Raw genomic sequence first — 21,974 nt, 5'->3', positions numbered from 1 at the left:
TCGTCCCGGTCCATGGTTCCGCGTAACGACGGCGACGAGCAGCCGGTCCAGGCCGTCGCCCATGCCCTCGACGTTCTCGAACTCCTCGCGGCCGAGGGGCCCCGGTCCCTCGGCCGGATCGCCGAGTCCTGCGGGCGGTCGAAGGCGACCACGCATCGGCTGCTCGCCACCCTGGTGACCCGGGGCTACGCCGAGCAGGACCCCGAGACGGGCATGTACCGGGCCGGCCTGCGCTGCGTGGAGCTCGGCATGAGCGTCCTTGCGGGAGTGCGGATCGGTGACGTCGCCCGGCCACACCTGGAGGAGCTGAACGCCGCCACCGGCGAGGTCGTCCACCTGTGCGTGTACGACCGGGGCGAGGTCGTCTACATCGCCAAACTGGACTCCCGCCTGCCGGTCGCGCCCCAGTCCCGCGTCGGTGCCCGCGCCCCGGCACACTGCGTGGCCCCCGGCCGGGCACTCCTCGCCTATCAGCCGCCCGCCGAGTTCGCGCGCGTCACCGACGCCGGACTGCGCCGCTACACCGAGAACACGATCACCGAGCCCGAGCGGCTGGCCGAGGAACTGGTACGGGTGCGCGAACGGGGATACGCGATCAACGAGTCGTCGTGGCGTCCCGGCGTGTGCGGGATCGGCGCCGTCATCCGGGACTACACCGGCACGGCGGTCGCCGCCGTCGGCTGCTGCGTGCCCGAGTCCCGCTTCGGCACCGCGCACCGGCGCGACCTGGCCACGGCCGTCACGACGGCGGCCGCCCGGATCTCGGCGGACCTGGGACACGCCGAGGCGGTGACCGGATGACCTCCCGCCTCTTCGCCGAGATCACCGGCACGGACTCCGGCCGCGACCCGGTCCTGCTGCTGCACAGCCTCGGCCTCGACCACACGATGTGGCGCTCATGCGCCCCGTACCTCGCCGCCGAGCGTCGCCTGATCGCCGTGAATCTGCCGGGCCACGGGCGATCTCCGGCCGGCGCGGACACCGGCGCGGGGCTTCTGGCGCTGCTCGACGACGTCGGGGCGGCCCGCGCCCACGTCGTCGGCGTGTCGCTCGGCGGGAACGAGGCGCTCGCCCTGGCCGCCCGCGCGCCGGAGCGCGTGCGCTCGGTCACGGCGTCGGGGTCGTTCGCGTTCCTGGACGAGACGGAACGCGCGGCGAGACTGGACGCGACGGCCGCGCGTGCGGCGGAGCTGGGCATGGCCGCGTTCGCCGACACGTACATCGCGGGCACCCTGGGTGCGGAGGCCCGGGAGAAGGAAGGGCACCGCCTGCGCGAGGTCCTGGCCGCGACACCGCCGGAGGCGTACGCCGCGGCGGCCCGCGGCTGCTTCGCCACCGACCTTCGCCCGCTCCTGCCCGCCGTCTCCTGCCCGGTCCTGCTCCTCGTCGGAGAACACGACACCAGGACACCCCGCTCCAGCGCCGAGGGCATCGCCGCCGGCCTCGCCCACGCGGAGATCCAGGAGATCCCCGGAGCCGGCCACCTGGCCAACGTGGACGAGCCGCAGCACTTCGCCGCCGCCCTGCGGGCGTTCTGGAACGACGACCGACCGGCGAACGGCACCGGGTGAGCCACGACCACCTCGACCTCGATCGGCAGTGCGAACAGAGCGACCGCGTCGGGTGGGCTCTTTAAGCTCTACGGCAGAGGAAGGAGACCGAGGATGACCGCTCAGCCGCATGAGTCCGGCCCGGAGAAGATGCCCGATCCGGCCAAGAGCCTGCGCGCCATCCGGGCCGCTCTGGTCGTACCCCAGGATCGCGAGGCGTTCGACGCCGGACTCAAGGCCGTGCTCGATTAGGTGCGGGTCAACCTCGATCTCGGAGTTCTCAACGACTTCGTCCATCGCTGGTGGATCTCCGCCTGCGACTCGACACGCGACCCCGAAGGACGCCGCCGGATGCACGCCCGCGCCGAGAGGATTCTCGCCGGGGAGCCGACCCCGCAGACGAGGCCATGGCGCGAGATTCTCGCTGAGCGCCAGAGCGGAGCGGTGACGGGCGGGCGTCCGCCGGTCTGATCAGGGTTTCCGCCGGCCCGCTTCTTCCCGCTGCCGGGCGGCGGGGTGGTCGGGCCAGGCGTCCTCGGTGACCAGGCGGCGGGACAGCAGGGGCTCCCACCAGGAGCGGTGGTCGCGGTACCAGCGGATCGTCTCGCGGATCCCTGTCTCGAAGGGGACGGCCGGGTGCCAGCCGAGCTCCTGGCGGATCCTGCGGGCGTCGAGCAGGTAGCGCCGGTCGTGTCCGGGGCGGTCCGGGACCACCGTCTTCAGCGACGCGGGGAGTGCGAGCTCGTCCAGCACGAGGTCGGCGAGCTCTTCGATGCTCGCCTCCTCGCCCGTACCGACGTGGTAGGTGGCGCCGTCGGTGCCGCGTTCGACGATCGCCGCGATCGCCGCGCAGTGGTCGGCGACGGAGATCCACTCCCGGCGGCTTCGCGTCGAGGCGTACATCGGCAGCGGGCGCCCGGCCAGCGCGTTGGTGACGAACAGCGGCAGCACCTTCTCGGGGAACTGGTACGGCCCGTGGTTGTTCGCGCAGTTGGAGATCGTCACCGGCATTCCGTACGTGCTGTGGTAGGCGCGCACCAGGTGGTCGGCCCCCGCCTTGCTGGCGCTGTACGGCGTGTTCGGCCGGTAGGGACTGGTCTCGGAGAAGCCCTCGGCGGCGTCGAGCGGCAGGTCCCCGTACACCTCGCAGGTCGAGACGTGGTGGAAGCGCCCGACTCCGACCCGGCGGCATACGTCCAGCAGCACCTGGGTGCCGAGGACGTTCGTGCGGAAGAAGCGCTCCGGCTCGACCACGGCGAGACTGTTGTGCGACTCGGCCGCGAGGTTGACGACGACGTCGATCTCCCGGCCGCCGAGCAGGGCGAGCATCCGCTCCTCGTCGCCGATGTCCGCGTGCGCGAACTCGATCTCGCCTTCGAGCCCCGCGAGGTTCCTCAGGTCACCGGCGTACGTGAGGGCGTCGATCGCGATGATCGTGTCGGCCGGCTCGGCCGCGCGCCAGTGCCGCACGAGGTTGCCGCCGATGAACCCGGCCGCCCCCGTGACCACGATCGTTCTCGGCATCTCCCCGCCATCCGTCACCGCTCCGTCTGGAACCTCGCAGGATACCGAGCGTCGTCACCAGGCCGTGGCCTGCGCGGTGAAGGCGGTGAGGTTGGCGGCGGCCCACTGCTGGAAGGTCCGGGGCGGCAGCCCGGTGATCTGCTCGACGGTCGGCAGGGGCGTCTGCCCGCGGCCGTGGAGCGGACTGCCCATGGCCGCGATCGTGGCGTCGGCCAGCCGCTCGTCCATGCCGTACGACACCATCTGGTCGCGGGACTGCTCCGGAGTCAGGACGGTGACGCCGATGGGCCTGCCCAGCAGCTCGGCGAGGACGGCGATCTGACGCCTCGGCGAGATCGCCTCCGGACCCGTCACGGGATGCCCCGCGCCACTGGGCCCCGGGTGGACGAGCAGGTGGTACGCGACGGCGGCGATGTCGACCGGATCGACCGGGGCGGCCGGAAGGTCGGCGAATGGCGCGGACACCGCACCGGCCGCGGCGATGGACGTCGTCCAGTGCAGCGCGTTGCTCATGAACGCCCCGGGCCGGACGAACGCGCAGCGCACGCCCGAGCGTACGACGGCCTCCTCCCCTTCCCGGTGCCAGCGGGTGAAGGGGTCGTCCGCGCCCTCGTCGATGCCGAGGACGGAGAGCTTGACGAGAAGGTCGATCCCCAGGGCGGCGGCCGCCTCGGCCACGATGTGGTCCTGCCGCGGACCGTCCGGCCCGCCCGTCAGCAGGAACACCCGGCGTACGCCGGTCAGCGCCCGCCGGACCGCTTCGGGGTCGTTCAGATCGGCGGCGTACGGCTCGACGCCCGGCAGCCGGTCTCCGCGCTCGGGACGGCGGGACATCGCCCGTACGGTGGCGCCCCGGGCCGACAGGAGGCGGACCAGGGCGCCGCCGACGGTCCCGGTGGCTCCGGTGACGAGGAAGTCGGGCATCTCAGGCTCCTTCGCTGGTGATCTTCGGGAGGGCCTCGAGCAGGTGCTCGTGCCAGTCGACCTCGGTCCGCAGGCGGGCGATCTGGTGCTCCGACACGACCAGCTCGGCCGCGCTCAGCCAGGGGCGGGCCGCCGCGAGTCGGCTCTCGGCCGAGGTCAGCCGGGCCCGGAACTCCAGCAACCGCGCGTTCACGATCTCCTGCAGAGTGTCCTCGGCGACCGTCCGGGCGTGGGCGAGGGCGAGATCGAACGGATCGGTGGGGACGACGACCGCCCGCAGCATCTGGTCGTGCAGGGTGCCCAGCGCCCGCCGGCCCTCGGCGGTGATCTCGTAGACGGTCCGCTCGGGATAGTTGCCCTCCCGCTCGGTCCGGACCTCGGCGACCAGCCCCTCGCGGGCGAGCCGCGCCAGCGCGCCGTACAGCGCGCCCGGTTTGACGTCCGCCCAGTGCTCGGCCCGGTCCTCGGCGACCTGCAGGCGCATCTGGTGCCCGTGCATGGGGCCTCGCTCGGCCAGCGTGCTCAGGACGAAGAGACGAATTGCACTCACGAGCGACTACTCTCGCATGAGTAGTCGCGTGTGGTCAATTTGGTCTGGGCGGTGTTCGTTCAGAATTTCGTGAAGTGGTGGAAGCACTCGTACGCGGCGTCCTGGGCGGCGAACGCCTCGACGTCGGCGCGTTTCACGGCCAGGTAGGCGGCGCTGCGCAGCGGGCCCAGGGCGTTCATGAGCAGGGTGTCGGCCTCGAGGGCGTCGAGCGCCTCGCCGAGGGAGGACGGGAGGCGCGGTGGGCGGTCGGCCTCGGGGAGGGTCTCCGGATCGACGCCGACCGCCGCGCCGGGGTCGGTCTTCGACCGGATGCCGTCCAGGCCGGCGTGGATCACCGCGCCGAGGGACAGGTACGGGTTGGCGCCGGAGTCCGACGGCTTCAGCTCCAGGTTGGTGGTCTCCTTGGCCGCGTCCCGCATCGGCGAGCAGATCCGTACGGCGGCCTCGCGGTTGTCCATGCCGTAGCAGGCGTACGCGCTCGCCCACGACCGTGGGGTGAGGCGCCGGAAGCCGTTGACGGTGCCGGAGGTGAGAGCCGTCAGGGCGGGCAGATGCGCGAGGAGCCCGCCGATGAACCAGCGGCCCTCGTCGGACAGCCCGTACGCGCCGGCCGGGTCGTGGAAGACGTTGCGGTCGCCGGACCACAGCGACAGGTGCAGGTGGCAGCCGTTGCCCGCCTGGCCGGGAATGGGCTTGGGCGCGAGCGAGGCCCACAGTCCGCGGCGCATCGCCACCGCCCGTACGGTCTCGCGGTACAGCACGTGGTTGTCGGCGGCGCGCAGGGCGGAGGAGGGCCGGATCGACAGCTCCTGCTGCCCATGCCCCAGCTCGGGGTAGTAGTGCTCGACGCGCATGCCCTGGGCCTCCAGGGCGTGGACCAGGTCGACGGCGAAGTCGTGCGCGGCGTGGAAGCCGGTCGCGGAGTAACAGAGGCTGTCGTCGATGGGGACGAGCCGGTCCGGGCCGTGGTCGGCGGGTATCCGGCGGCCCAGCGTGAACTCCGGCTCGAACGCCGCGACGAGGGAGAAGCCGGCCTCCGCCAGCGCGGCGATGGCGTCCTTGAGGAAGGTGCGCGGGCAGGCCGCCCACGGTTCGCCGTCGGGATGGACGAGGTCGGACAGCATCGCGGCGGCGCTGGGAGCGTACGGGAGCGGCGTGAACGTGGACGGGTCCCCCAGGATGCGGACCTCTCCCACGGGCCCCATGCCCTCGACCGGCTGCAGCGTGTCGAGCATGGTCATCGCCATCATCGCGACGGTGTGCCCGATGCCCGTGTACAGCCGGTCGGCGATCCGGGCCCCGGCGGCGGCCTTGCCGCGGATGATCCCGCCGTGGTCGGCGTAGAGGAACCGGACGAGATCGATGCGGCCCGTCTCGACCCGCTCGGCCACGTGCGCTGCCACCGGGTCGTCGCGCCTTTTTCTGGCGTCCATGACACTGGAGTAACACGCAGGGTGAGTTCAGACCAGAGGCGCGCCGATGTACCTCTGCACCGTCGGGGCCAGGTCGGCGACGAGCGTGTCGATGTCGAGGGCGACGATCGGCGGCAGCCGCAGGATGTAGCGGCACAGGGCCGCGCCGAGCAGCTGGCTCGCCACCAGGGCGGCGCGGGTCGGGCCGTCCTCGCCGGAGCCCAGCGCCGTGGCGACCTGGGTGGTGAAGATCGTGCGCACGCGCTCGGCCGCGCCGTCGTTGGTGACCGCGGACCGCAGCAGCACGGTCAGCACCTCACCGGGCCCCTCGCCCTCCCATAGTTCGAGGAAGTGGCGCACGAAGGTCTCTCCGACCTGGTCGTGGGGAATTGTGCGGAGGTCTGGCAGCCGCAGGTCGACGTCGACCGCCGCGGCGAACAGGCCCTCTTTGGATCCGTAGTAGCGGATGACCATCGACGGGTCGATGCCGGCGTCGGCGGCGATCGCGCGGACGGTCGCTCGTTCGTAGCCGTCGGCGGCGAAGCGGCGGCGGGCGGCGGTGAGGATCGCCCCGCGGGTCTCCTGGGAGCGAGCGGTGAAGGCCATGCCCACAAGTGTAGGCCAACAAGTGTTGGCAAAGGAGCGACGGACGGCTAATCTCATTGCCAACGGGCGTTGGCCAACAATCGTTGGCCGTTAGGAGGTCACCAATGACTGAGCTTCCAGACACCACCGAGGTCGCCATCGTCGGGGCCGGCCCCACGGGCCTGGCCCTCGCCGCCTCACTGGCCGACCGGGGAGTGGAGTTCGTGCTCCTGGACAAGGCGGCCGAGGGGGCGAACACCTCGCGCGCGGCCGTGGTCCACGCCCGCACCCTTGAGGTACTCGAGCCGCTCGGCGTCACCGGCGAGCTGATCGAGCGCGGAGTGATCGTCCCGACGTTCACGATCCGGGACCGCGACCGGACGCTCATGAAGGTCGACTTCGGCGGGCTGCCTACAGCGCACCCCTACACGCTGATGGTCCCGCAGAGCACGACCGAGGAGGTCCTGCTCCGGCGCCTGCGCGCGCTCGGAGGCGAGGTGCACCGGGGCGGCGAGGTGACCGCGGTGACCGCTGACGCCGAGGGCGCCACCGTGCGGCTGGCCGACGGGGCGACCGTCAGGGCGCGCACCGTCGTCGGCGCCGACGGCATGCACAGCGTCGTCCGCGAGCAGGCCGGCATCGGATTCACGGGCGGCGCCTACGAGGAGTCGTTCATCCTCGCCGACGTCCGCGTGGAGTGGGACCTGCCGGACGACGAGGTCCAGCTGTTCCTGTCCCCGGAAGGAGTCGTCGTGGTGGCCCCGCTTCCCGGAGGCCGGCATCGGGTCGTCGCCACCGTCGACGAGGCGCCCGAGCACCCGGGCGCCGGCGACGTACGCGACGTCCTCGGCGCCCGGGGCCCGCAGGCCTCTCCGGCGCGGGTCGGTGAGGTCGTGTGGAGCTCACGGTTCCGGGTGCACCACCGGATCGCCGACCACTACCGGGACGGGCGGATCTTCCTCGCCGGCGACGCCGCCCACGTGCACAGCCCGGCCGGAGGCCAGGGCATGAACACCGGCATCCAGGACGCCGTGGACCTGGCCGGCCGCCTCGCCGCCGGGACCGAGGACGGCTATGAGGCCGCGCGGCGCCCGGTGGCCGCCGAGGTCGTGGCGATGACCGACCGGATGACCCGCGCGGCGACCGTCGACGGATTCGGAGCCCGCGCGGTGCGCAACACCCTCCTGACCGTGGCCGGCCACAACGCGACGATCCGGCGCAAGCTGGCCATGCGGCTGTCCGAACTCGCGGTGGGCCGCTGAGCGGGGCACGGATCGGTGCGCGTCGCGGTTCAGTTCCGGTGGTCGTCGGGGCGGGCGGTGTGCGACGGCCTGGCTCGGGTGGTCGCCGGTCCCGCACGGACGGTCCGTCGCGGCTCGGTTCAAGCGGTCGCCGGCCGGGCGCGGACCGCGCGTGGCGGTCCGGTTCGGGTGGTCGCCGGCTCCGCACGGACGGTCCGTCGCGGCTTGGTTCAGGTGGTCGTCGGCTGGGCGCGGACCGCGTGTGGCGGTCCGGTTCGAGTGGTCGCCGGCCGGGCGCGGGCGGTGCGTGGCGGCTCAGTTCAGGTGGTCGGCCAGGCGTCGGGCGGCGGCGGACCGTACGTCGGAGTCCTCGGCGTCCTCGTGCCGGAGCCGCCGCAGCCGGACCCGCGTCGCACCGTCGAGGGGCACCGCCCCGGCCGCGATCCGGCGCACCCCGCCCTCGCAGTCCCACAATCCCTCGACCAGGTACGGCTCCGCGACGTGCGGATCGATCCTGCCGAGCGCGCCCAGCAGGTTGGCGCGTAGCTGAGAAGAGGCGCTCTCCTCCCACCCGTACAGCAGCAGCGGGATCGCGGACCGGATCCACAGGCGGCCGAGTCCGTCGGCGGGTACGGCGGCCAGGTCCCAGTCCTCCTCGTCGAGGGCGTCCTTGAGGGCGTCCAGGAGCGGCCGGGCGTCCACCTCCGTGCCGTGCGCGGAGAGCACGTCGATCCCGACGTCGGAAAAGGACCGCTGCTCGGCGACCCAGCCGCGGGCGCGGGTCAGTGCGGCGGGGCCCAGGTCACGGACGGCGCGGCACAATGGCCCGTCGTAGGAGCCGGTGGGCAGGCACTCCTCGACGAGGTCGAGGACCAGGGGACTGCGGCGGCGGCCGAGTTCGAGGATGGCGGCGGTCGCGCCGTCGCCATGGGCCCGTATGCGTGCCGCCAGGTCGGCGTCGGATTGGCCGGTGAGCGATGTCCGCGGCTCGTGCGGGCGTGTCTCGGGTCTGCGGGCGGCGGCGATCCGGGGTTGCCTGTGCGCCCACAATCGCGTCACCGCGCCGTCGACCCCGCACAGCCAGGCGAGCGCGCGGTCGTCGCAGCGGGCCGCCGCGATCTCGTCCAGGCCGTCGGCCAGGGCCGGGTCGTCGAGTTCGACCAGGGCCTGCAGGGCGGTGTACCAGTTCGCGCCGTCGGCGGCATAGCGCCGCAGCGGGACGGCGGCCTCCCGCCGGCCGAGGCGGACCAGCTGGGCGAGCACGTCGAGGGCCAGGTTGGTCCGGTCCGGCTCGGTATCCAGCCGGTCATCAGGATCGAATATATGTTCGACTATAGGGGTGATCTCGAGCTCCAGGTCGAGGATCAACCGTGCGAAGTAGAGTCCGCGGGCCTCGAGGGTGTCCCATCGAGGGTCGCGGCTCACGCAGTCGTAGATCAGATCGCGCGCGCCAGGCGTGCCGGCGGCGCGGCGCGCGGCGCAGCCACGGCCCCGCTGCAGGCGGCCGTGCAGTGATTCCGCCGGATGAATGACGATGGGTTCCACTGCTGCAGGATGCGCACTCGACCACAAATCGGGCAAGCAAATTATGGGAAGAGTGTCGCGCCCGCTTTGGGAGCGCCGTCGCGCCGCTCAGGCAGCGGCGCGCCGCCAGGGGGCAGCGGTGCCGTCCGCCAGGGGAGCAGTGGCGTGCTGCCAGGGGGGCAGCGGCGCGCCCGCCAAGGGGACAGTGGCGCGCCCGCCAGGGGGACAGTGGCGCGTCCCTCAGGGGAGGAGCGGTGCGCCCGCGCCCTTGACCGTGCGGATCACCGGGGCGGTCTCCACGTGGCGGACGCCCTCCAGCGCGCCGACCCGCTCGGTCAGGTAGCGGTACAGGTGGCGCGTGTCCCGGCAGGCGACGGCGACCAGCAGGTTGGTCGGGCCCGTTGTGGCGGCCGCGAAGGTCACCTCCGGATGCCCGCCGATCGCCTCGCCGACGGCGACCAGCTCGGAGGGCAGTACCGACACCCACAGCCGCGCCTCGGCGTGATAGCCGAACGCCTCCGACCGCGCGTCGAGGTCGTAGAACAGCACGCCCGCGCGGCGCAGCTCGTCCATGCGCCGCCGCACCGTGGACTCCGACCAGCCGGTGACGGAGGCCAGCTCGGCGTGGCCGGCGCGCCCGTCGGCGGACAGGGCCGACAGCAGTGCGTGGTCGGCCTCGCTCAGCTCGATCGGCTCGTAATCCGGCGAGGGCGGCTCGGGCCGTAGCCGGGCGACCTGCTCCTCCGAGAGCGAATGGACACCCGACCAGCCGCCGGGGCCGCCCGCGAACAGGTGCAGGATCGCGTGGGCGGTGACCGACGACACGCGGCCCGTGCGCGGCAGTTTCTGCAGCAGCAGGTTGTCGCGCTCCTCCGGCGTCCGGGCCATGGTCCCGCAGGTGATCTCGGTGCCGCCCGACAGCAGGTGCACCCAGTAGGTGTCCGTACGGCGGGCGAGCGCGGCGGCGACCGCCCCCGCCGCGTCCGGCGTGGCCCGTACCCGGAGCGCCCAGGACACCAGGCCCGCGCGGGGTGCGTCGACGGCGCCGACCACCCGCGCCACCCCGGCCGTGCGCAGCCGCCGGTAACGGCGGGCGATCGTCTGGTCCGAGACCCCGATCACCTCGGCGATCTTGCTGAACGGGGCCCGGCCGTCGAGCTGCAACGCGTGGACGAGGTGCCGGTCCAGCTCATCGAGAGTGAGGGAATTCACCATCGGAGAGTAGCGAATGTCGATAAGCGTCACTCGTGTGGGTTCTGGCTGGAGAGTTCCGTTCCGTACAGCGAAGGTGAGGGCCGTCCCCAGAAACCGGAAGGAATCACTCATGCGCAAATGGTGGCCGCTCGTCGCGGTCTGCCTCGGGGCCTTCATGTTGCTCGTCGACGTCACGATCGTGACGGTCGCGCTGCCCGCCATGGCCAAGAGCCTCGACGCGTCGTTCACGGCCCTGCAGTGGGTGCTGGACATCTACGCGCTCGCCCTGGCCGCGCTGCTGCTGGGCGCGGGCTCGCTCGCGGACCTGTTCGGGGCGCGCAAGGTGTACGTCGCGGGGCTCGTGCTGTTCGCCGTGTCCTCGCTCGCCTGCGGGCTGGCGCCGAACGCCACGACCCTCATCGCCGCGCGCGGCGCGCAGGGCGTCGGCGGCGCGGCGATGTTCACCACGACGCTGGCTCTCCTCAACAGCACCTACCAGGGCAGGGACCGGGGTGTGGCGTTCGGCGTGTGGGGCGCCGTCAACGGGCTGGCCGCGGCCGGTGGCCCGATCCTCGGCGGCCTGCTCACCCAGCACGTGAACTGGCGGTCGATCTTCCTGGTCAACCTGCCGGTGACCGTCATCGCGATCGCGCTCACGCTCGCCGTCGTCGGCGAGTCGCGGCGCACCGGCGGCGCCCGGATCGACCTGGCCGGAATGGTCTCCTTCACCACCTGCGCCGGCACGCTGACCTACGGCCTCATCCGCGCGGGCGACGACGGCTTCACCGCGACGATGCCGCTCACGATGTTCGGGCTCGCCGCCGTCGCCCTGATCGTCTTCGTCGTGGTCGAGAAGAGGACCCGGGACCCGCTGCTCGACCTGGGCCTGTTCCGCAACCGGTCGTTCGTGGCCGTCCTGATCGGCGGCGCCCTCCTGATGGCCTCCGCGTTCGCCTGCCTCGCCTTCACCTCCCTGTGGTTGCAGGGTGTCCTGGGCCTGGGGCCGGTACGGGCCGGGGCCGCCCTCATCCCGCTCGCCGGGGCGTCCTTCGTGGTGTCCGCCGTCGCCGGGCGGTTCCTGCACGGCGTCTCGCCCCGGCTGACCATCGGGATCGGGCTGCTGCTGATCGGCGCCGGTTCGGGCCTGCAGGCCGTCCTGGACGCCGGGTCCTCCTCCACCGCGATCATTCCGGGGCTGATCGTCGGCGGCGTGGGCGTGGGAACGTCGATCCCCGTACTGTCGGCGGCGGCGATGAGCGCCGCCCCGCCCCAGCGCGGCGGGATGGCCGGCGGCGCCCTCAACACGTTCCGGCAACTCGGCTACGCCCTCGGTGTCGCCGTGCTCGGCATCGTCTTCCGCGGCCGGATCGAGCACGTGCTCACCGGCCATGTCGCGAACCCGCACGCGATGGCCGGCGCGGCGAGCGGCGGGCAGGCCCCACGCCTGCCGATCATCCGCGCCGCCGTGGCCTCCGGGCTCAACGAGGTCTACGCCGTCTCGGCCGGGCTGGGGATCGCCGCCGGGATCATCGTCCTCGCCCTGTTCCGCACGCGGCGGCGGACCGCCGTACAGCCGGCGCCGGACCGGGAGAAGGCCACCGCCTGACGCGGCCCGCCAGGCCGGTCCGCGGCAAACCGGCGGCCGTCGGCGACCGGCGGGAGGACGGCCGTCGGCGGCCTGGTCTCAGCGCGGCCGTCGGAGGGCCCGCCGGAACGGCCTGGGCGCCGGCGGTGCGGCCCGGGCATCGGTGCCGGCGGCCCTGCCCGGCCATCGGAGGCCCTGCCTGGGCGCTGGCTGCCCGGCCAGGGTGCCAGCGGTCCGGCCCGGCTGGGCGCGGGCGATGGTGGCCGTCGGGCCGGTCGGTCGGCGGTCCGGGCGAGGTCAGAGGCGCCAGCGGCCCTGGTTCAGGACGTTGATCGCCTCGGCCTCGCCCGTCATCTCCACCTGCGCGGCGTCCTTGCGGCCCATGGCCCACAGTGTCAGCTCGCTCGGCCGGCCGTGCACCCTGACCAGCCTGCCGCCCTTCGTGACGCGCTGGGTGCGCCCGCCCGGGTCGACGAAGGTGATCTCCACCGGCAGTCGCCGCAGCACGAACCGGGCCGCCTTCAGCCGCCGCCACAGGTGCTCCTCGAAGGCCGGCGGCAGCTCGCGGGGCTCCCAGCCCTCACGGGCCCGGCGCACGTCCTCGTGGTGCACGAAGTACTCGGTCGTGTTGGCCGCCGCGTCCACGACGGGCAGTGCGAACGGCGACCAGCCCGGCGGCCCGGCCCGGAAGCGCTGGACCAGCTCGGCGTGGGGCATCGAGTCGCGGGCCTGGAGCCGCACCTTCTCGGTGTGACCGGCCAGCAGCGGGATCATGATCCCCGGCGCGGCGTCGGGCCGGTGCTCCCGGATGACGAGATGAGCGGCCAGGTCACCGGTGGTCCAGCCCTGGCAGAGCGTCGGGGCGTCGGGGCCGGCGTCGATCAGGGCGTCGCTCAGGGCATGGCGCTCGGCCCGCGCCCAGTTCTCGTTCCCCATGTCGCCGATCGTAGGCCCGCCCCCCTCAGAGCGGAATAACCGGGCGTCTCCCGCTGATAGAAGTAGCGGACCCCACTATCTGCCACGAGAGGGGAGTTTGTTGTCACAAAAAGTGACATCGGACATTTTGAAGAAGGGGATCGGTGTCCTCTGGGTCGCCGCCCGGGCCGAGCCGCGTCTCCTCACCGCCGCCGTGCTCAGCAGCGCGCTGTACGCGGCGATGACGGTGGGCAGCGCCTGGGTCCTCGGCCGGGTCACCCAGGACGTCGTCATCCCCGCCTTCCGTGACGGCCGCACCACCACCGGCACGCTCGCCGCCGGCGGCCTGGCGATCGTCGGCGTGGCCGCGCTCAAGGCGCTCGGCATCGCTGGGCGGCGGCTGTACGCCGGCATGGTGCAGTACAACATGCAGGCGGCCTACCGGCGGGCGGTCACCCGGCAGTACCTCCGGCTGCCCCTCGCCTGGCACCAGCGGCACCCCACCGGCCGGCTCCTGTCCAACGCCAACGCCGACGTCGAGGCCGCCTGGGCCCCGCTGGCGCCACTGCCCATGGCCCTCGGCGTCGTCCTGATGCTGATCATCGCGGCCGTCGCCATCCTCGCCACCGACCTCGTCGTGGCGATCGTCGGCTTCCTCGTCTTCCCGGCGATCGCCGGGCTCAACGTGATCTACCAGCGGCGGCTCGCCCCGGTCGCGGCGCGGGCGCAGCGCCTGCGGGCGGGCGTCAGCGAGGTCGCGCACGAGAGCTTCGAGGGCGCGCTGGTCGTCAAGACCCTCGGCCGGGAGGCCGACGAGACCGAGCGCTTCGCCGCCGTCGCGCACGAGCTGCGCGATGCCAACGTGGCGGTCGGCCGCCTGCGCGGGCTGTTCGACCCGATCCTGGAGGCCCTGCCGAACCTCGGCGTGCTCGCCGTCCTGCTCGTCGGGTCGATCCGGCTGCGGTCCGGCGCGATGTCGCCCGGCGACCTCGTGCACGTCGCGTACCTGTTCACCCTGCTGGCCTTCCCGATCCGGGCGCTCGGCTGGGTCCTCGCCGAGGTGCCGCGCAGCGTCGTCGGCTGGGAGCGGGTGCAGAACGTCCTGGAGGCGACCGGCTCGCTCCCGTACGGCGAGCGGTCCGTCGACGGCGACGGTCCGGCGCGCCTGGAGGCACGCGCCATCCGGTTCGGCTACACCGACGACGACGTCCTGCACGACGTCGCCTTCACCGCCGAGCCCGGCCGTACCGTCGCGGTCGTCGGCCCGACCGGTTCGGGCAAGTCGACGCTGACCAACCTGCTCGTCCGCCTGGTCGACCCCGCGAGCGGCAGCGTGCTGCTCGACGGCGTGGACGCGCGCGACGTGAAGCGGCACGGCCTGTCCGCGACCACCGCGCTCGTGCCGCAGCAGGCGTTCCTGTTCGACGACACCGTGCGCGGCAACGTGACGCTCGGCCTGGAGGTGCCGGACGAGGACGTGTGGGAGGCCCTGCGGCTGGCCCAGGCGGACGGCTTCGTCTCCGCGCTCGCGGACGGCCTCGACACCCACGTCGGGGAGCGGGGCACCACGCTGTCCGGCGGGCAGCGTCAGCGCCTCGCGCTCGCCCGCGCCCTCATCCGGAGGCCCCGCCTCCTCGTGCTCGACGACGCGACCTCCAGCGTCGACCCCCAGGTGGAGGCCCGCATCCTCGACGGACTGCGCGACTCGGCGGCCACCGTCGTGGTCGTCGCCTACCGCAAGGCGACCATCGAACTGGCCGACGACGTCGTCTACGTCGAACGCGGCCGGGTCGCCGCCCAGGGCCCGCACAAGGAACTCCTGGAGCGGTCCGCCGGATACCGGAACCTGGTCACCGCCTACGAACGCGCGGACGCCGAGCCGGAGCCGACCGAAGACGACGACGAGAACGAGGAGGCTGTGGCATGACGGCCGTCGAGACGAGCCGGCCGTCCGGCCTGGCGACGCTGCGCCGAGGTCTTCGGCTCACCCCCGAGTTCCGGCAGGGCATCGTCGGCACGCTGCTGCTCGCGCTCGTGGCCACCGCGGGACGGATCGTCGTCCCGGTGGCCGTGCAGCAGACGCTCGACCGGGGCCTGCGCGCCCAGGGCGGACCGGACATCGGCTTCATCCGCACCGCCGTCATCGTGTGCGCCGTCGCCGTCGTCCTGACGGCCGTCGCGGCGTACCGGATGAACGTCCGCCTGTACCGCACCAGCGAGAACGGCCTGGCCGCGCTCCGGGTCCGGGCGTTCCGGCACGTGCACGACCTGTCGATGCTCACCCAGAGCGGCGAGCGGCGCGGCTCGCTCGTGTCCCGCGTCACCAGCGACGTCGACCAGATCAGCCAGTTCATGCAGTACGGCGGCCTGATGATCATCATCGCCGGCGGCCAGCTCATCGTGGCGACCGTGCTCATGGCCGTGTACTCTTGGCCGCTCGCCCTGCTGGTCTGGGTCGTCTTCGCGCCCCTCGCGTACGCGCTGCGGGTCTTCCAGCGCTGGCTGTCGAAGGCGTACGGGACGGTGCGCGAGCGGGTCGGCGACATGCTCTCGGCGGTGAGCGAGTCGGTCGTCGGCGCCTCGGTCATCCGCGCGTACGGCGCGGAGGAGCGCACCGCCCGCCGGATCGACGAGTCCGTCGGCGAGTACCGCGACGCGCAGGTCCGGGCCCAGAACCTGGTCGCCCTGACCTTCCCCTCCACCGAGCTGGCCTCGGCGATCGCGACCGCCGCCGTGGTGGTGGCCGGGACGCTGCTGGGCATCGGCGGCCACCTGACCGCCGGAGAGCTCGTGGCGTTCCTGTTCCTGGTCACCCTGTTCGTCAGCCCGCTCCAGGTGGCCACCGAGGTCCTCAACGACGCCCAGAACGCCATTGCCGGCTGGCAGCGCGTGCTCGGCGTGCTGGACATGACGCCGGACGTGGCCGACCCCGGCCCGGAGGGAGTGGAACTGCCCCGGGGCGCGATCGACGTACGGTTCGAGGACGTGTCGTTCGCCTATCCCGGTGGACCGACCGTCCTGCACGACGTGTCCGCGCGCATCGCGCCGCGCTCCCGGATCGCGATCGTGGGGGAGACCGGCTCGGGGAAGACGACCTTCGCCAAGCTGCTGACCCGGATGATGGACCCGGTGTCGGGGCGGGTGCTGGTCGACGGCGTGCCACTGACGGATGTGCGGTTCTCCTCGCTGCGCGAGCGGATCGTGATGGTCCCGCAGGACGGCTTCCTGTTCGACGGGTCCCTCGCCGACAACATCCGTTTCGGCCGGCCGGAAGCGTCCGAGGAGGACATCCGCCGGGTCCTGACCGAGCTCGGGCTGGCCGACTGGCTGGACGGCCTGCCGGCGGGGCTGCGGACCCCGGTCGGGCAGCGGGGCGAGTCGCTGTCGGCGGGGGAGCGCCAGCTGGTCGCGCTGGCCCGCGCCTACCTGGCCGACCCGGACCTGCTCGTGCTCGACGAGGCGACGTCCGCCGTCGACCCCGCCACCGAGGTGCGCCTCCAGCGCGCCATCGAGAGCATCACCCGGGGCCGTACCGCCGTCTCGATCGCCCACCGGCTCTCCACCGCGGAGGCCGCCGACGAGGTCCTCGTCTTCGACCGGGGCCGTCTCGTCCAGCGGGGGCCGCACGCCGCGCTGGTCGCCCAACCCGGGCGATATGCCGAGTTGTACGCGTCCTGGGCGGCACAGTTGAAGATTTGATTTTTCGGACACCTGTGCCGTTCTCCCCGGTGAGAGGTGGGTTGCCGTGACAACGGCGGGGAATATCGAGGGCGGAAAACAGTCTTTCGCACCGGGGCGTGTGACAGAGCACCGAACTTGGTAAACTGAAACCGGTTGCTGTCGTAGTTCCACGTTCGTTTGCCAGACGCCCGCGGACCGATGACTGGCGGGCGTGTTCTTGCTTCTTCAAGGGCCTGCGCACACCCGCGGCAACCACATAAGTGACCCACAACCTGTGGGTTTTGTTTGTCCCGCAAGGAGTTAGGCATGGCCCAGGGCACCGTGAAGTGGTTCAACGCCGACAAGGGGTTCGGCTTCATCGCCATTGACGGCGGCGGTCCGGACGTCTTCGTGCACTACTCGGCGATCTCCACGAACGGATATCGTACGCTCGAGGACAACCAGCGGGTGGAGTTCGAGGTCGTCCAGGGCGACCGCGGCCCGCAGGCGGACCAGGTCCGTCCGCTGTAGTTCACATAAAGTTCACTCAGGTTCACCCGTCGGGGTCCGTACCGTTTCGGTGCGGGCCTCTTCGCTTTTCTGCAGTCGGTCGATCGCCCAGAGCGCCCAGTCGCGTTCGGCGGTCATGTGCCGAAGTCCGCGTTCAAGGGCAAAACCCCCAAAACTGGACTCGCCGACCCGGAGGCGCAGTGCCTCCAACTCGGCCTTTTTCGTCTCGGCGGCGCGCGCCCGCTCCGTGAGCAACTCGATGGCCTTCTGTCCGGGCAGTAGGGGGAGCAGGAACGCGCGCAGCGACGCCTCGTCGCGTACCCGCTGTTCGGTCTTGACCTCGGTCAGCCACTGGTACAACTCCGCCTGGCCGGCCGCGGTGATGGCGTACGTCTTGCGACCGCGCGGGCCCTCTTCCTCGACCTTCAGCAGCCCGTCCGCCGCCATGCGGTTCAGCTCGGGATAGATCTGGCTGTGGCTCGCCTGCCAGACGTGGGCGAGCGACCCCTCGAACCGTTTGGTCAGGTCGTAGCCGCTGGACGGGCCTGCGACCTCGATCAGTGCCAGCAGTGCGGCGCGCAGTGACATGCGATCACCTTAGCTCGGTCGTGACATGTTGGACTTGACATGTCGATTCTTACATGTTGATATCGACGCGTTGATCACGACATATGAGGGAGCCGAGATGTCGACCGCCACCACCACCGCGCCCCCGGGCACGGAGCACCGTCCCAAGATGGGCGTGGTGCTCATCGCCGTCGTCGGCGGCATGTTCCTCGCGATGCTGGACCAGACGATCGTCGGCACGTCGCTGCCGACGATCGTCCGGGACCTGCGCGGTGAGGACCTCTACACCTGGGTCGTCACGGCCTACCTGCTCACCTCGACGATCACCGTCCCGCTGTACGGGCGGCTGTCGGACGTGCACGGCCGCAAACCGCTGCTGCTCATCGGGGTGACCGTCTTCCTCATCGGGTCCGGGCTGTGCGCGGTCGCGCAGAACATGCCCGAGCTCATCGCCTTCCGCGCCGTCCAGGGACTCGGCGCCGGCGCGCTGATCCCGCTGTCCCTGGCCCTGGTCGCCGACATGTTCCCGCCCGAGCGGTCCGGCAAGGTCCAGGGCGCGGTCGGCGGCGTGATGGCCCTCAGCTACGTCGCCGGCCCGTACCTCGGCGGCCTGCTCACCGAGCAGGCGAACTGGCGATGGGTCTTCCTCGTCAACCTGCCGATCGGCGTCTTCGTCCTGGCGGTCATCGCCCTCCGACTGCCCCACCAGCGGCGCGAGCGCGTCCACGCCCGGCCGGACTACCTCGGCATCACGGTCTTCGCGGCCGCCATCGGCCTGCTTCTGTTCGGCCTGACCGAGAAGGGCCGCGCGACGGCCTCGGGGGCGACCCACGCCTGGACGAGCGGGACCGTCGCCGGGCCGATCGCCGCCTCGCTGGCGCTGCTCGCCCTGTTCGTCCTCGTCGAGCGGCGGGCCGCCGAGCCGATCGTGCCGCTGGGGCTGTTCCGCAACCTCACCTACACCGCGGCCAACGTCGGCGCGTTCTTCACCGCCTTCGGGATGTACGCCGCGATCATCTTCCTGCCGCGCTACTTCCAGACGGTGCACGGCGACAGCGCCTCCACCTCGGGCCTGAAGGTCTATCCGCTCATGCTCGGCATGCTGGTCGGCAGCTTCCTCACCGGCGCGCTCATCAGCCGGACCCGCCGCTACAAGCCCTGGCTGGTCGCCGCCCCCGTCCTGCTCGCCGCCGGGGCCCTGCTGTGCGCGAACCTCGGCGTCCACACCGGCGTGTGGATCCTGGCGGGCTGGATGGCCCTGATCGGGCTCGGCATCGGGCCGATGCTGTCCGGGCTCACCGTGGCCGTGCAGAACGCCGTCGACCCGGAGCACATCGGCACGGCCACCAGCAAGATCACCTTCTTCCGCCAGGTCGGCGGATCGGTCGCCCTGGCCATCGCCGGCACCGCGTACGCCTCCCACGTCCGGGAGGCCGCCCCGGCGCACGGCCTGGCGAGCGCGGCGGCGTCGGCCACCGCGACCGTGATCCCCTGGCTCGGCGTCGCCGGAGCCGTCATCGCCCTGGTCGTCTTCGCGCTGATGCCGGAACGCCCGCTGCGCCGCCTCGCCCCCTCCGCGCCCTCGGTCGAGTGAGGCGGCACAATGGATGCCATGTCCTTGGACCCCAAGATCGCCGACCGTCTCAAGCGCACCGAAGACGGTCTCGTCCCGGCCATCGCCCAGCAGTACGACACCGGCGAGGTGCTCATGCTCGCCTGGATGGACGACGAGGCCCTGCACCGCACGCTGACCACCGGCCGCGCCACCTACTGGTCGCGCAGCCGCCAGGAGTACTGGGTGAAGGGCGAGTCCTCCGGCCACCAGCAGTGGATCAAGGAGGTCGCCCTCGACTGCGACGGCGACGCCATCCTCATCAAGGTCGACCAGGTCGGCGCCGCCTGCCACACCGGCGACCGCACCTGCTGGGACGCCGACAAACTCGACGCGCTCGTGGGAGAGCGCCCGCAGTGACGACCCGCCGCGAACTCGCCGCCGCCGCGCTGCTCGGCGCGGCGGGCTCGGGGCTCGCCGCCGGTTTCACCGGCCGGACCTGGGCGACGGTCACCGTACGCGGCGGCGCGGACCTCGTGCCGTCGCTCGAGCCACTCACCGGCCGGTCGCTGAGCGGCGGCGTCGCCGCCCTCGGCCTGGCCGGGCTGGCCGGGGTCGCCGCCCTCCTCGCCACCCGCGGGTGGGCGCGGACGGCCGTCGGCGTGCTGCTGACCGGCTTCGGAGTGCTCATCGCCGTCCTGTCGCCCCTCGCCATGCGCCACGCCCACGTCGTCTCCGCCGCCGCGGAGCGCACGAACCTCACTCGGCTGACCGGCGACGTCACCGTGCACGTGAGCGGCTGGTGGATCGCGTCCCTGGCGGGCGGTGTCCTGCTGGCCGCGGCCGGGCTGCTCACCGTCGTCCGCGGCCGGCGCTGGCCCGGCATGTCCGCCCGCTACGACCGCCCCGGCACCGCCCCGCGACAGGGCGACGACCCCGCCTCGCTGTGGAAGTCGCTCGACCGCGGCGACGACCCCACCAGCGAGGACCTCCAGGACCACTGATGAGCGGGCGCGCGTCGCCTGGACCGAGGAGCGCAGGGAGCGGCGACCAGACGAGGGAGGACGGCACGTTGGGCGCCCGCTCCCGCGCTCGCGGATCGAGCGCCATCGAACAGAGCGGGCGCGCGTCCGGCGAGCGCCATCGGGCCGGGCGCGTGACCGTTCTGGTGGTGGAGCACGACCCGAGCGTCGCCGACCTCATCCGGCTCTACCTCAGCCGCGAGGGGTACCACCCCCACCCCGTGACCGATCCGGCGTCGGCCGCCGCGGTCGCCCGCCGCCTGCGACCCGACGCGGTCGTCCTCGACCTGACCACGGGCGTGCACCGCGAGGTGGCGGAGGCGGCCCGCCCCGCAGTCATCGTGTCCGTCGTGCCGCCCGGGATGACCCCGCCCGCCGGGCACACCGTGCCCCGCCCGTTCAGCCCGCGGGCGCTGCTCGCGACGCTCGGCCGCGCCCTGCGCGGGCACCAGGCGGAGCCTCCTCCTCCCGACGACGTCCTGCACGCCGGTGACGTCGTCCTGGACCCCCGGACCCGTACCGTCACCGTGGCCGGCGCGCCCAAGGCCGTGACGGCCGTGGAGTTCGAACTGCTCGCCTTCCTCATGCGCAACCCGGGGCGGGTGTTCGGCCGCGAACAGCTGCTCGCCGCCGTCTGGGGATCGGCCGAGTCGGCCGGGGTCCGTACCGTCGACGTCCACATCGCCCAGCTGCGCGCCAAGCTGGGCGCCCGCAGCCCGCTGCGCACCGTACGCGGCGTCGGCTACGCCGCCGACCTTTAGAGGGGCCCCTGCCCGCCACCGCGCCGTGAGCCGACGGGTTATGACCCGTTGGACACTCCCGACCCGCGGTGACGTTCACAAGTAACGAAACCCACCGTGCTTGATCTCGGAGGATTCACCCGGCGGGTGGCCGGTCGTTGAGGCGGGGCCTGGTGCGCCGCAGGGTGGCGATCTTTGATGCGGGGCCTGGGGTGTGCTGCCGGGCCGCCGATCTTCGAGCCGCCCGGGCCGTACGCTGGGAGGGTGACAGCGGGGCAGTGGAGGAGCCGGCCGGCCGGGGTGGTGGTGCCCCGTCGGCGTATGGGGCGCTGGGGGCCGTACGCCGTGCTGGCGGCGGTGATCGGGGCGGCCGGGTACGTCGCGGCGGTGGACCCGAACCGGCCGGGGCACTATCCGACCTGCCCCTTCCTCATCGTGACCGGCTACTACTGTCCGGGCTGCGGATCGCTGCGCATGATCCATGCGATCGGGCACGGCCACCTCGCCGAGGCGTTCGGGCGCAACCCGCTGGCCTTCGCAACCCTGCCATTCCTGGCTTACCTGTGGGTGAGGTGGGCATGGGCGGTCCGGACGGGCGGGCCGGTGCGCTCCAGGATCCTCCACCCGGCCGTGATCATCGGCTTCACGGTGGTCATGCTCGTGTTCTGGGTCGTCCGCAACCTGCCAGTCGGGCATGCCCTCGCCCCGTGATCTCGCACCCGCGGGAGGGACACCGGGGCGACCGGGCTACGATCGAGACGAACGTCCGACAAAGGGGGACCGTGTTCCGTGAGCGAGCTTGTGAGGCAGGACTCGGCGCGGCCGCGGTGCGGGCGTCCGGTGAGTATCAGCGGGGAGGACCTGTGAGCGAGCTTGTGAGCGACCGATCCGGTACAGCGGCGTCGCGAACGCGTCCGAC

The 21,974-nt window shown here is 72.6% G+C and carries 23 protein-coding genes; 14 read left to right on the top strand and 9 right to left on the bottom strand.

Annotated features, from left to right (window positions below):
• Positions 1-12 precede the first annotated feature (12 nt).
• The 4 genes from ABEA24_RS13660 (at position 13) to ABEA24_RS13645 (ending at position 2,021) form a co-directional block, all read left to right on the top strand.
• Positions 13-801, top strand: coding sequence for an IclR family transcriptional regulator (locus tag ABEA24_RS13660; protein ID WP_345431135.1), 789 nt, complete (start codon positions 13-15; stop codon positions 799-801).
• The gene (locus tag ABEA24_RS13655) at positions 798-1,571 is read left to right on the top strand and encodes an alpha/beta fold hydrolase (RefSeq protein WP_345431133.1); all 774 of its coding nucleotides are present in this window, start codon (positions 798-800) and stop codon (positions 1,569-1,571) included. Before ABEA24_RS13660 ends, ABEA24_RS13655 begins: the two co-directional genes overlap by 4 nt.
• A 93-nt stretch (positions 1,572-1,664) precedes the next feature.
• Complete coding sequence (locus ABEA24_RS13650) at positions 1,665-1,802, top strand: hypothetical protein (protein WP_345431132.1); 138 nt, start codon at positions 1,665-1,667, stop codon at positions 1,800-1,802.
• Entirely contained in the window at positions 1,803-2,021 is a 219-nt protein-coding gene (locus ABEA24_RS13645; protein WP_345431131.1) for a DUF6247 family protein, read from the top strand.
• Here the strand turns inward: ABEA24_RS13645 and rfbB are convergent, their stop codons facing one another.
• The 5 genes from rfbB to ABEA24_RS13620 are packed head-to-tail and all read right to left on the bottom strand — an operon-like array spanning position 2,022 to position 6,566.
• Positions 2,022-3,074 (bottom strand): dTDP-glucose 4,6-dehydratase, encoded by a 1,053-nt coding sequence (gene rfbB / locus ABEA24_RS13640; protein WP_345431130.1) that lies wholly within the window; start codon positions 3,072-3,074, stop codon positions 2,022-2,024.
• A 54-nt stretch (positions 3,075-3,128) separates the two neighbouring features.
• A complete protein-coding gene (locus ABEA24_RS13635; protein ID WP_345431129.1) occupies positions 3,129-3,998 on the bottom strand; it encodes an SDR family oxidoreductase in 870 nt (289 codons plus the stop codon).
• Position 3,999: 1 nt separating this feature from the next.
• Positions 4,000-4,548: a PadR family transcriptional regulator gene (locus ABEA24_RS13630; protein WP_345431128.1), complete on the bottom strand. Its 549-nt coding sequence runs from the start codon at positions 4,546-4,548 to the stop codon at positions 4,000-4,002.
• Positions 4,549-4,607: 59 nt separating this feature from the next.
• Positions 4,608-5,981, bottom strand: coding sequence for a glutamine synthetase family protein (locus ABEA24_RS13625; protein ID WP_345431127.1), 1,374 nt, complete (start codon positions 5,979-5,981; stop codon positions 4,608-4,610).
• Between the two features lie 27 nt (positions 5,982-6,008).
• A complete protein-coding gene (locus ABEA24_RS13620) occupies positions 6,009-6,566 on the bottom strand; it encodes a TetR/AcrR family transcriptional regulator (RefSeq protein WP_345431126.1) in 558 nt (185 codons plus the stop codon).
• 104 nt (positions 6,567-6,670) lie between these two features.
• Here ABEA24_RS13620 and ABEA24_RS13615 point away from each other — a divergent pair, with 104 nt between their 5' ends.
• The gene (locus ABEA24_RS13615; protein ID WP_345431125.1) at positions 6,671-7,807 is read left to right on the top strand and encodes an FAD-dependent monooxygenase; all 1,137 of its coding nucleotides are present in this window, start codon (positions 6,671-6,673) and stop codon (positions 7,805-7,807) included.
• Between the two features lie 294 nt (positions 7,808-8,101).
• Here ABEA24_RS13615 and ABEA24_RS13610 read toward each other — a convergent pair whose 3' ends face one another.
• Both ABEA24_RS13610 and ABEA24_RS13605 read right to left on the bottom strand, forming a co-directional pair.
• The gene (locus ABEA24_RS13610; protein ID WP_345431124.1) at positions 8,102-9,331 is read right to left on the bottom strand and encodes a HEAT repeat domain-containing protein; all 1,230 of its coding nucleotides are present in this window, start codon (positions 9,329-9,331) and stop codon (positions 8,102-8,104) included.
• Between the two features lie 219 nt (positions 9,332-9,550).
• Positions 9,551-10,522: an Lrp/AsnC family transcriptional regulator gene (locus ABEA24_RS13605; RefSeq protein WP_425551179.1), complete on the bottom strand. Its 972-nt coding sequence runs from the start codon at positions 10,520-10,522 to the stop codon at positions 9,551-9,553.
• Between the two features lie 112 nt (positions 10,523-10,634).
• On the opposite strand from ABEA24_RS13605, the gene ABEA24_RS13600 reads away from it, so the two are divergent.
• Positions 10,635-12,110, top strand: a complete 1,476-nt coding sequence (locus tag ABEA24_RS13600) for an MFS transporter (protein WP_345431121.1) — start codon at positions 10,635-10,637, stop codon at positions 12,108-12,110.
• A gap of 276 nt (positions 12,111-12,386) precedes the next feature.
• On the opposite strand, the gene ABEA24_RS13595 is transcribed toward ABEA24_RS13600, so the two are convergent.
• Positions 12,387-13,025 (bottom strand): TIGR03085 family metal-binding protein, encoded by a 639-nt coding sequence (locus tag ABEA24_RS13595; RefSeq protein ID WP_345431120.1) that lies wholly within the window; start codon positions 13,023-13,025, stop codon positions 12,387-12,389.
• Between ABEA24_RS13595 and ABEA24_RS13590 the strand changes: the two genes are divergently transcribed.
• The 3 genes from ABEA24_RS13590 (at position 13,024) to ABEA24_RS13580 (ending at position 17,195) form a co-directional block, all read left to right on the top strand.
• Complete coding sequence (locus ABEA24_RS13590; protein WP_425551178.1) at positions 13,024-14,931, top strand: ABC transporter ATP-binding protein; 1,908 nt, start codon at positions 13,024-13,026, stop codon at positions 14,929-14,931. The two genes, ABEA24_RS13595 and ABEA24_RS13590, sit on opposite strands and share 2 nt — an antisense overlap.
• Positions 14,928-16,703 (top strand): ABC transporter ATP-binding protein, encoded by a 1,776-nt coding sequence (locus tag ABEA24_RS13585; protein WP_345431118.1) that lies wholly within the window; start codon positions 14,928-14,930, stop codon positions 16,701-16,703. The genes ABEA24_RS13590 and ABEA24_RS13585 overlap by 4 nt, the downstream gene beginning before the upstream one ends.
• Positions 16,704-16,991: 288 nt before the next feature.
• Entirely contained in the window at positions 16,992-17,195 is a 204-nt protein-coding gene (locus ABEA24_RS13580) for a cold-shock protein (protein ID WP_345431117.1), read from the top strand.
• Positions 17,196-17,207: 12 nt separating this feature from the next.
• Here ABEA24_RS13580 and ABEA24_RS13575 read toward each other — a convergent pair whose 3' ends face one another.
• Positions 17,208-17,762 carry a PadR family transcriptional regulator gene (locus ABEA24_RS13575; RefSeq protein ID WP_345431116.1) on the bottom strand — a complete coding sequence of 185 codons (555 nt, stop codon included), beginning with the start codon at positions 17,760-17,762 and terminating at the stop codon, positions 17,208-17,210.
• 97 nt (positions 17,763-17,859) lie between these two features.
• On the opposite strand from ABEA24_RS13575, the gene ABEA24_RS13570 reads away from it, so the two are divergent.
• From ABEA24_RS13570 to ABEA24_RS13550, 5 genes are all read left to right on the top strand, one after another.
• On the top strand, positions 17,860-19,335 hold the full coding sequence (locus ABEA24_RS13570) for an MDR family MFS transporter (protein WP_345431115.1): 1,476 nt from the start codon (positions 17,860-17,862) through the stop codon (positions 19,333-19,335).
• 9 nt (positions 19,336-19,344) lie between these two features.
• Positions 19,345-19,713, top strand: coding sequence for a phosphoribosyl-AMP cyclohydrolase (gene hisI / locus ABEA24_RS13565; protein ID WP_345431114.1), 369 nt, complete (start codon positions 19,345-19,347; stop codon positions 19,711-19,713).
• Positions 19,710-20,297 carry a Trp biosynthesis-associated membrane protein gene (locus ABEA24_RS13560; RefSeq protein WP_345431113.1) on the top strand — a complete coding sequence of 196 codons (588 nt, stop codon included), beginning with the start codon at positions 19,710-19,712 and terminating at the stop codon, positions 20,295-20,297. The genes hisI and ABEA24_RS13560 overlap by 4 nt, the downstream gene beginning before the upstream one ends.
• Before the next feature lie 152 nt (positions 20,298-20,449).
• Positions 20,450-21,076, top strand: coding sequence for a response regulator transcription factor (locus ABEA24_RS13555; protein ID WP_345431112.1), 627 nt, complete (start codon positions 20,450-20,452; stop codon positions 21,074-21,076).
• A 243-nt stretch (positions 21,077-21,319) separates the two neighbouring features.
• Entirely contained in the window at positions 21,320-21,766 is a 447-nt protein-coding gene (locus ABEA24_RS13550; protein WP_345431111.1) for a DUF2752 domain-containing protein, read from the top strand.
• Positions 21,767-21,974 lie beyond the last annotated feature (208 nt).

The sequence above is a fragment of the Actinoallomurus vinaceus genome (assembly GCF_039542055.1).
Taxonomy (GTDB): Bacteria; Actinomycetota; Actinomycetes; order Streptosporangiales; family Streptosporangiaceae; genus Actinoallomurus; species Actinoallomurus vinaceus.
Note: the sequence above shows the minus strand (reverse complement) of the source record. Positions and strands in the feature narration are given on the sequence as shown.

What these genes read in the sequence shown, in the direction of transcription:
- ABEA24_RS13660 (WP_345431135.1), top strand. Translation starts at nt 13, where the DNA reads ATGGTTCCGCGTAACGACGGCGACGAGCAGCCGGTCCAGGCCGTCGCC.
- ABEA24_RS13650 (WP_345431132.1), top strand. Translation starts at nt 1,665, where the DNA reads ATGACCGCTCAGCCGCATGAGTCCGGCCCGGAGAAGATGCCCGATCCG.
- ABEA24_RS13635 (WP_345431129.1), bottom strand. Translation starts at nt 3,998, where the DNA reads ATGCCCGACTTCCTCGTCACCGGAGCCACCGGGACCGTCGGCGGCGCC.
- hisI (WP_345431114.1), top strand. Translation starts at nt 19,345, where the DNA reads ATGGATGCCATGTCCTTGGACCCCAAGATCGCCGACCGTCTCAAGCGC.
- ABEA24_RS13585 (WP_345431118.1), top strand. Translation starts at nt 14,928, where the DNA reads ATGACGGCCGTCGAGACGAGCCGGCCGTCCGGCCTGGCGACGCTGCGC.
- ABEA24_RS13595 (WP_345431120.1), bottom strand. Translation starts at nt 13,025, where the DNA reads ATGGGGAACGAGAACTGGGCGCGGGCCGAGCGCCATGCCCTGAGCGAC.
- ABEA24_RS13590 (WP_425551178.1), top strand. Translation starts at nt 13,024, where the DNA reads ATGTCGCCGATCGTAGGCCCGCCCCCCTCAGAGCGGAATAACCGGGCG.
- ABEA24_RS13655 (WP_345431133.1), top strand. Translation starts at nt 798, where the DNA reads ATGACCTCCCGCCTCTTCGCCGAGATCACCGGCACGGACTCCGGCCGC.
- ABEA24_RS13580 (WP_345431117.1), top strand. Translation starts at nt 16,992, where the DNA reads ATGGCCCAGGGCACCGTGAAGTGGTTCAACGCCGACAAGGGGTTCGGC.
- ABEA24_RS13600 (WP_345431121.1), top strand. Translation starts at nt 10,635, where the DNA reads ATGCGCAAATGGTGGCCGCTCGTCGCGGTCTGCCTCGGGGCCTTCATG.
- rfbB (WP_345431130.1), bottom strand. Translation starts at nt 3,074, where the DNA reads ATGCCGAGAACGATCGTGGTCACGGGGGCGGCCGGGTTCATCGGCGGC.
- ABEA24_RS13620 (WP_345431126.1), bottom strand. Translation starts at nt 6,566, where the DNA reads ATGGCCTTCACCGCTCGCTCCCAGGAGACCCGCGGGGCGATCCTCACC.
- ABEA24_RS13615 (WP_345431125.1), top strand. Translation starts at nt 6,671, where the DNA reads ATGACTGAGCTTCCAGACACCACCGAGGTCGCCATCGTCGGGGCCGGC.
- ABEA24_RS13570 (WP_345431115.1), top strand. Translation starts at nt 17,860, where the DNA reads ATGTCGACCGCCACCACCACCGCGCCCCCGGGCACGGAGCACCGTCCC.
- ABEA24_RS13575 (WP_345431116.1), bottom strand. Translation starts at nt 17,762, where the DNA reads ATGTCACTGCGCGCCGCACTGCTGGCACTGATCGAGGTCGCAGGCCCG.
- ABEA24_RS13625 (WP_345431127.1), bottom strand. Translation starts at nt 5,981, where the DNA reads ATGGACGCCAGAAAAAGGCGCGACGACCCGGTGGCAGCGCACGTGGCC.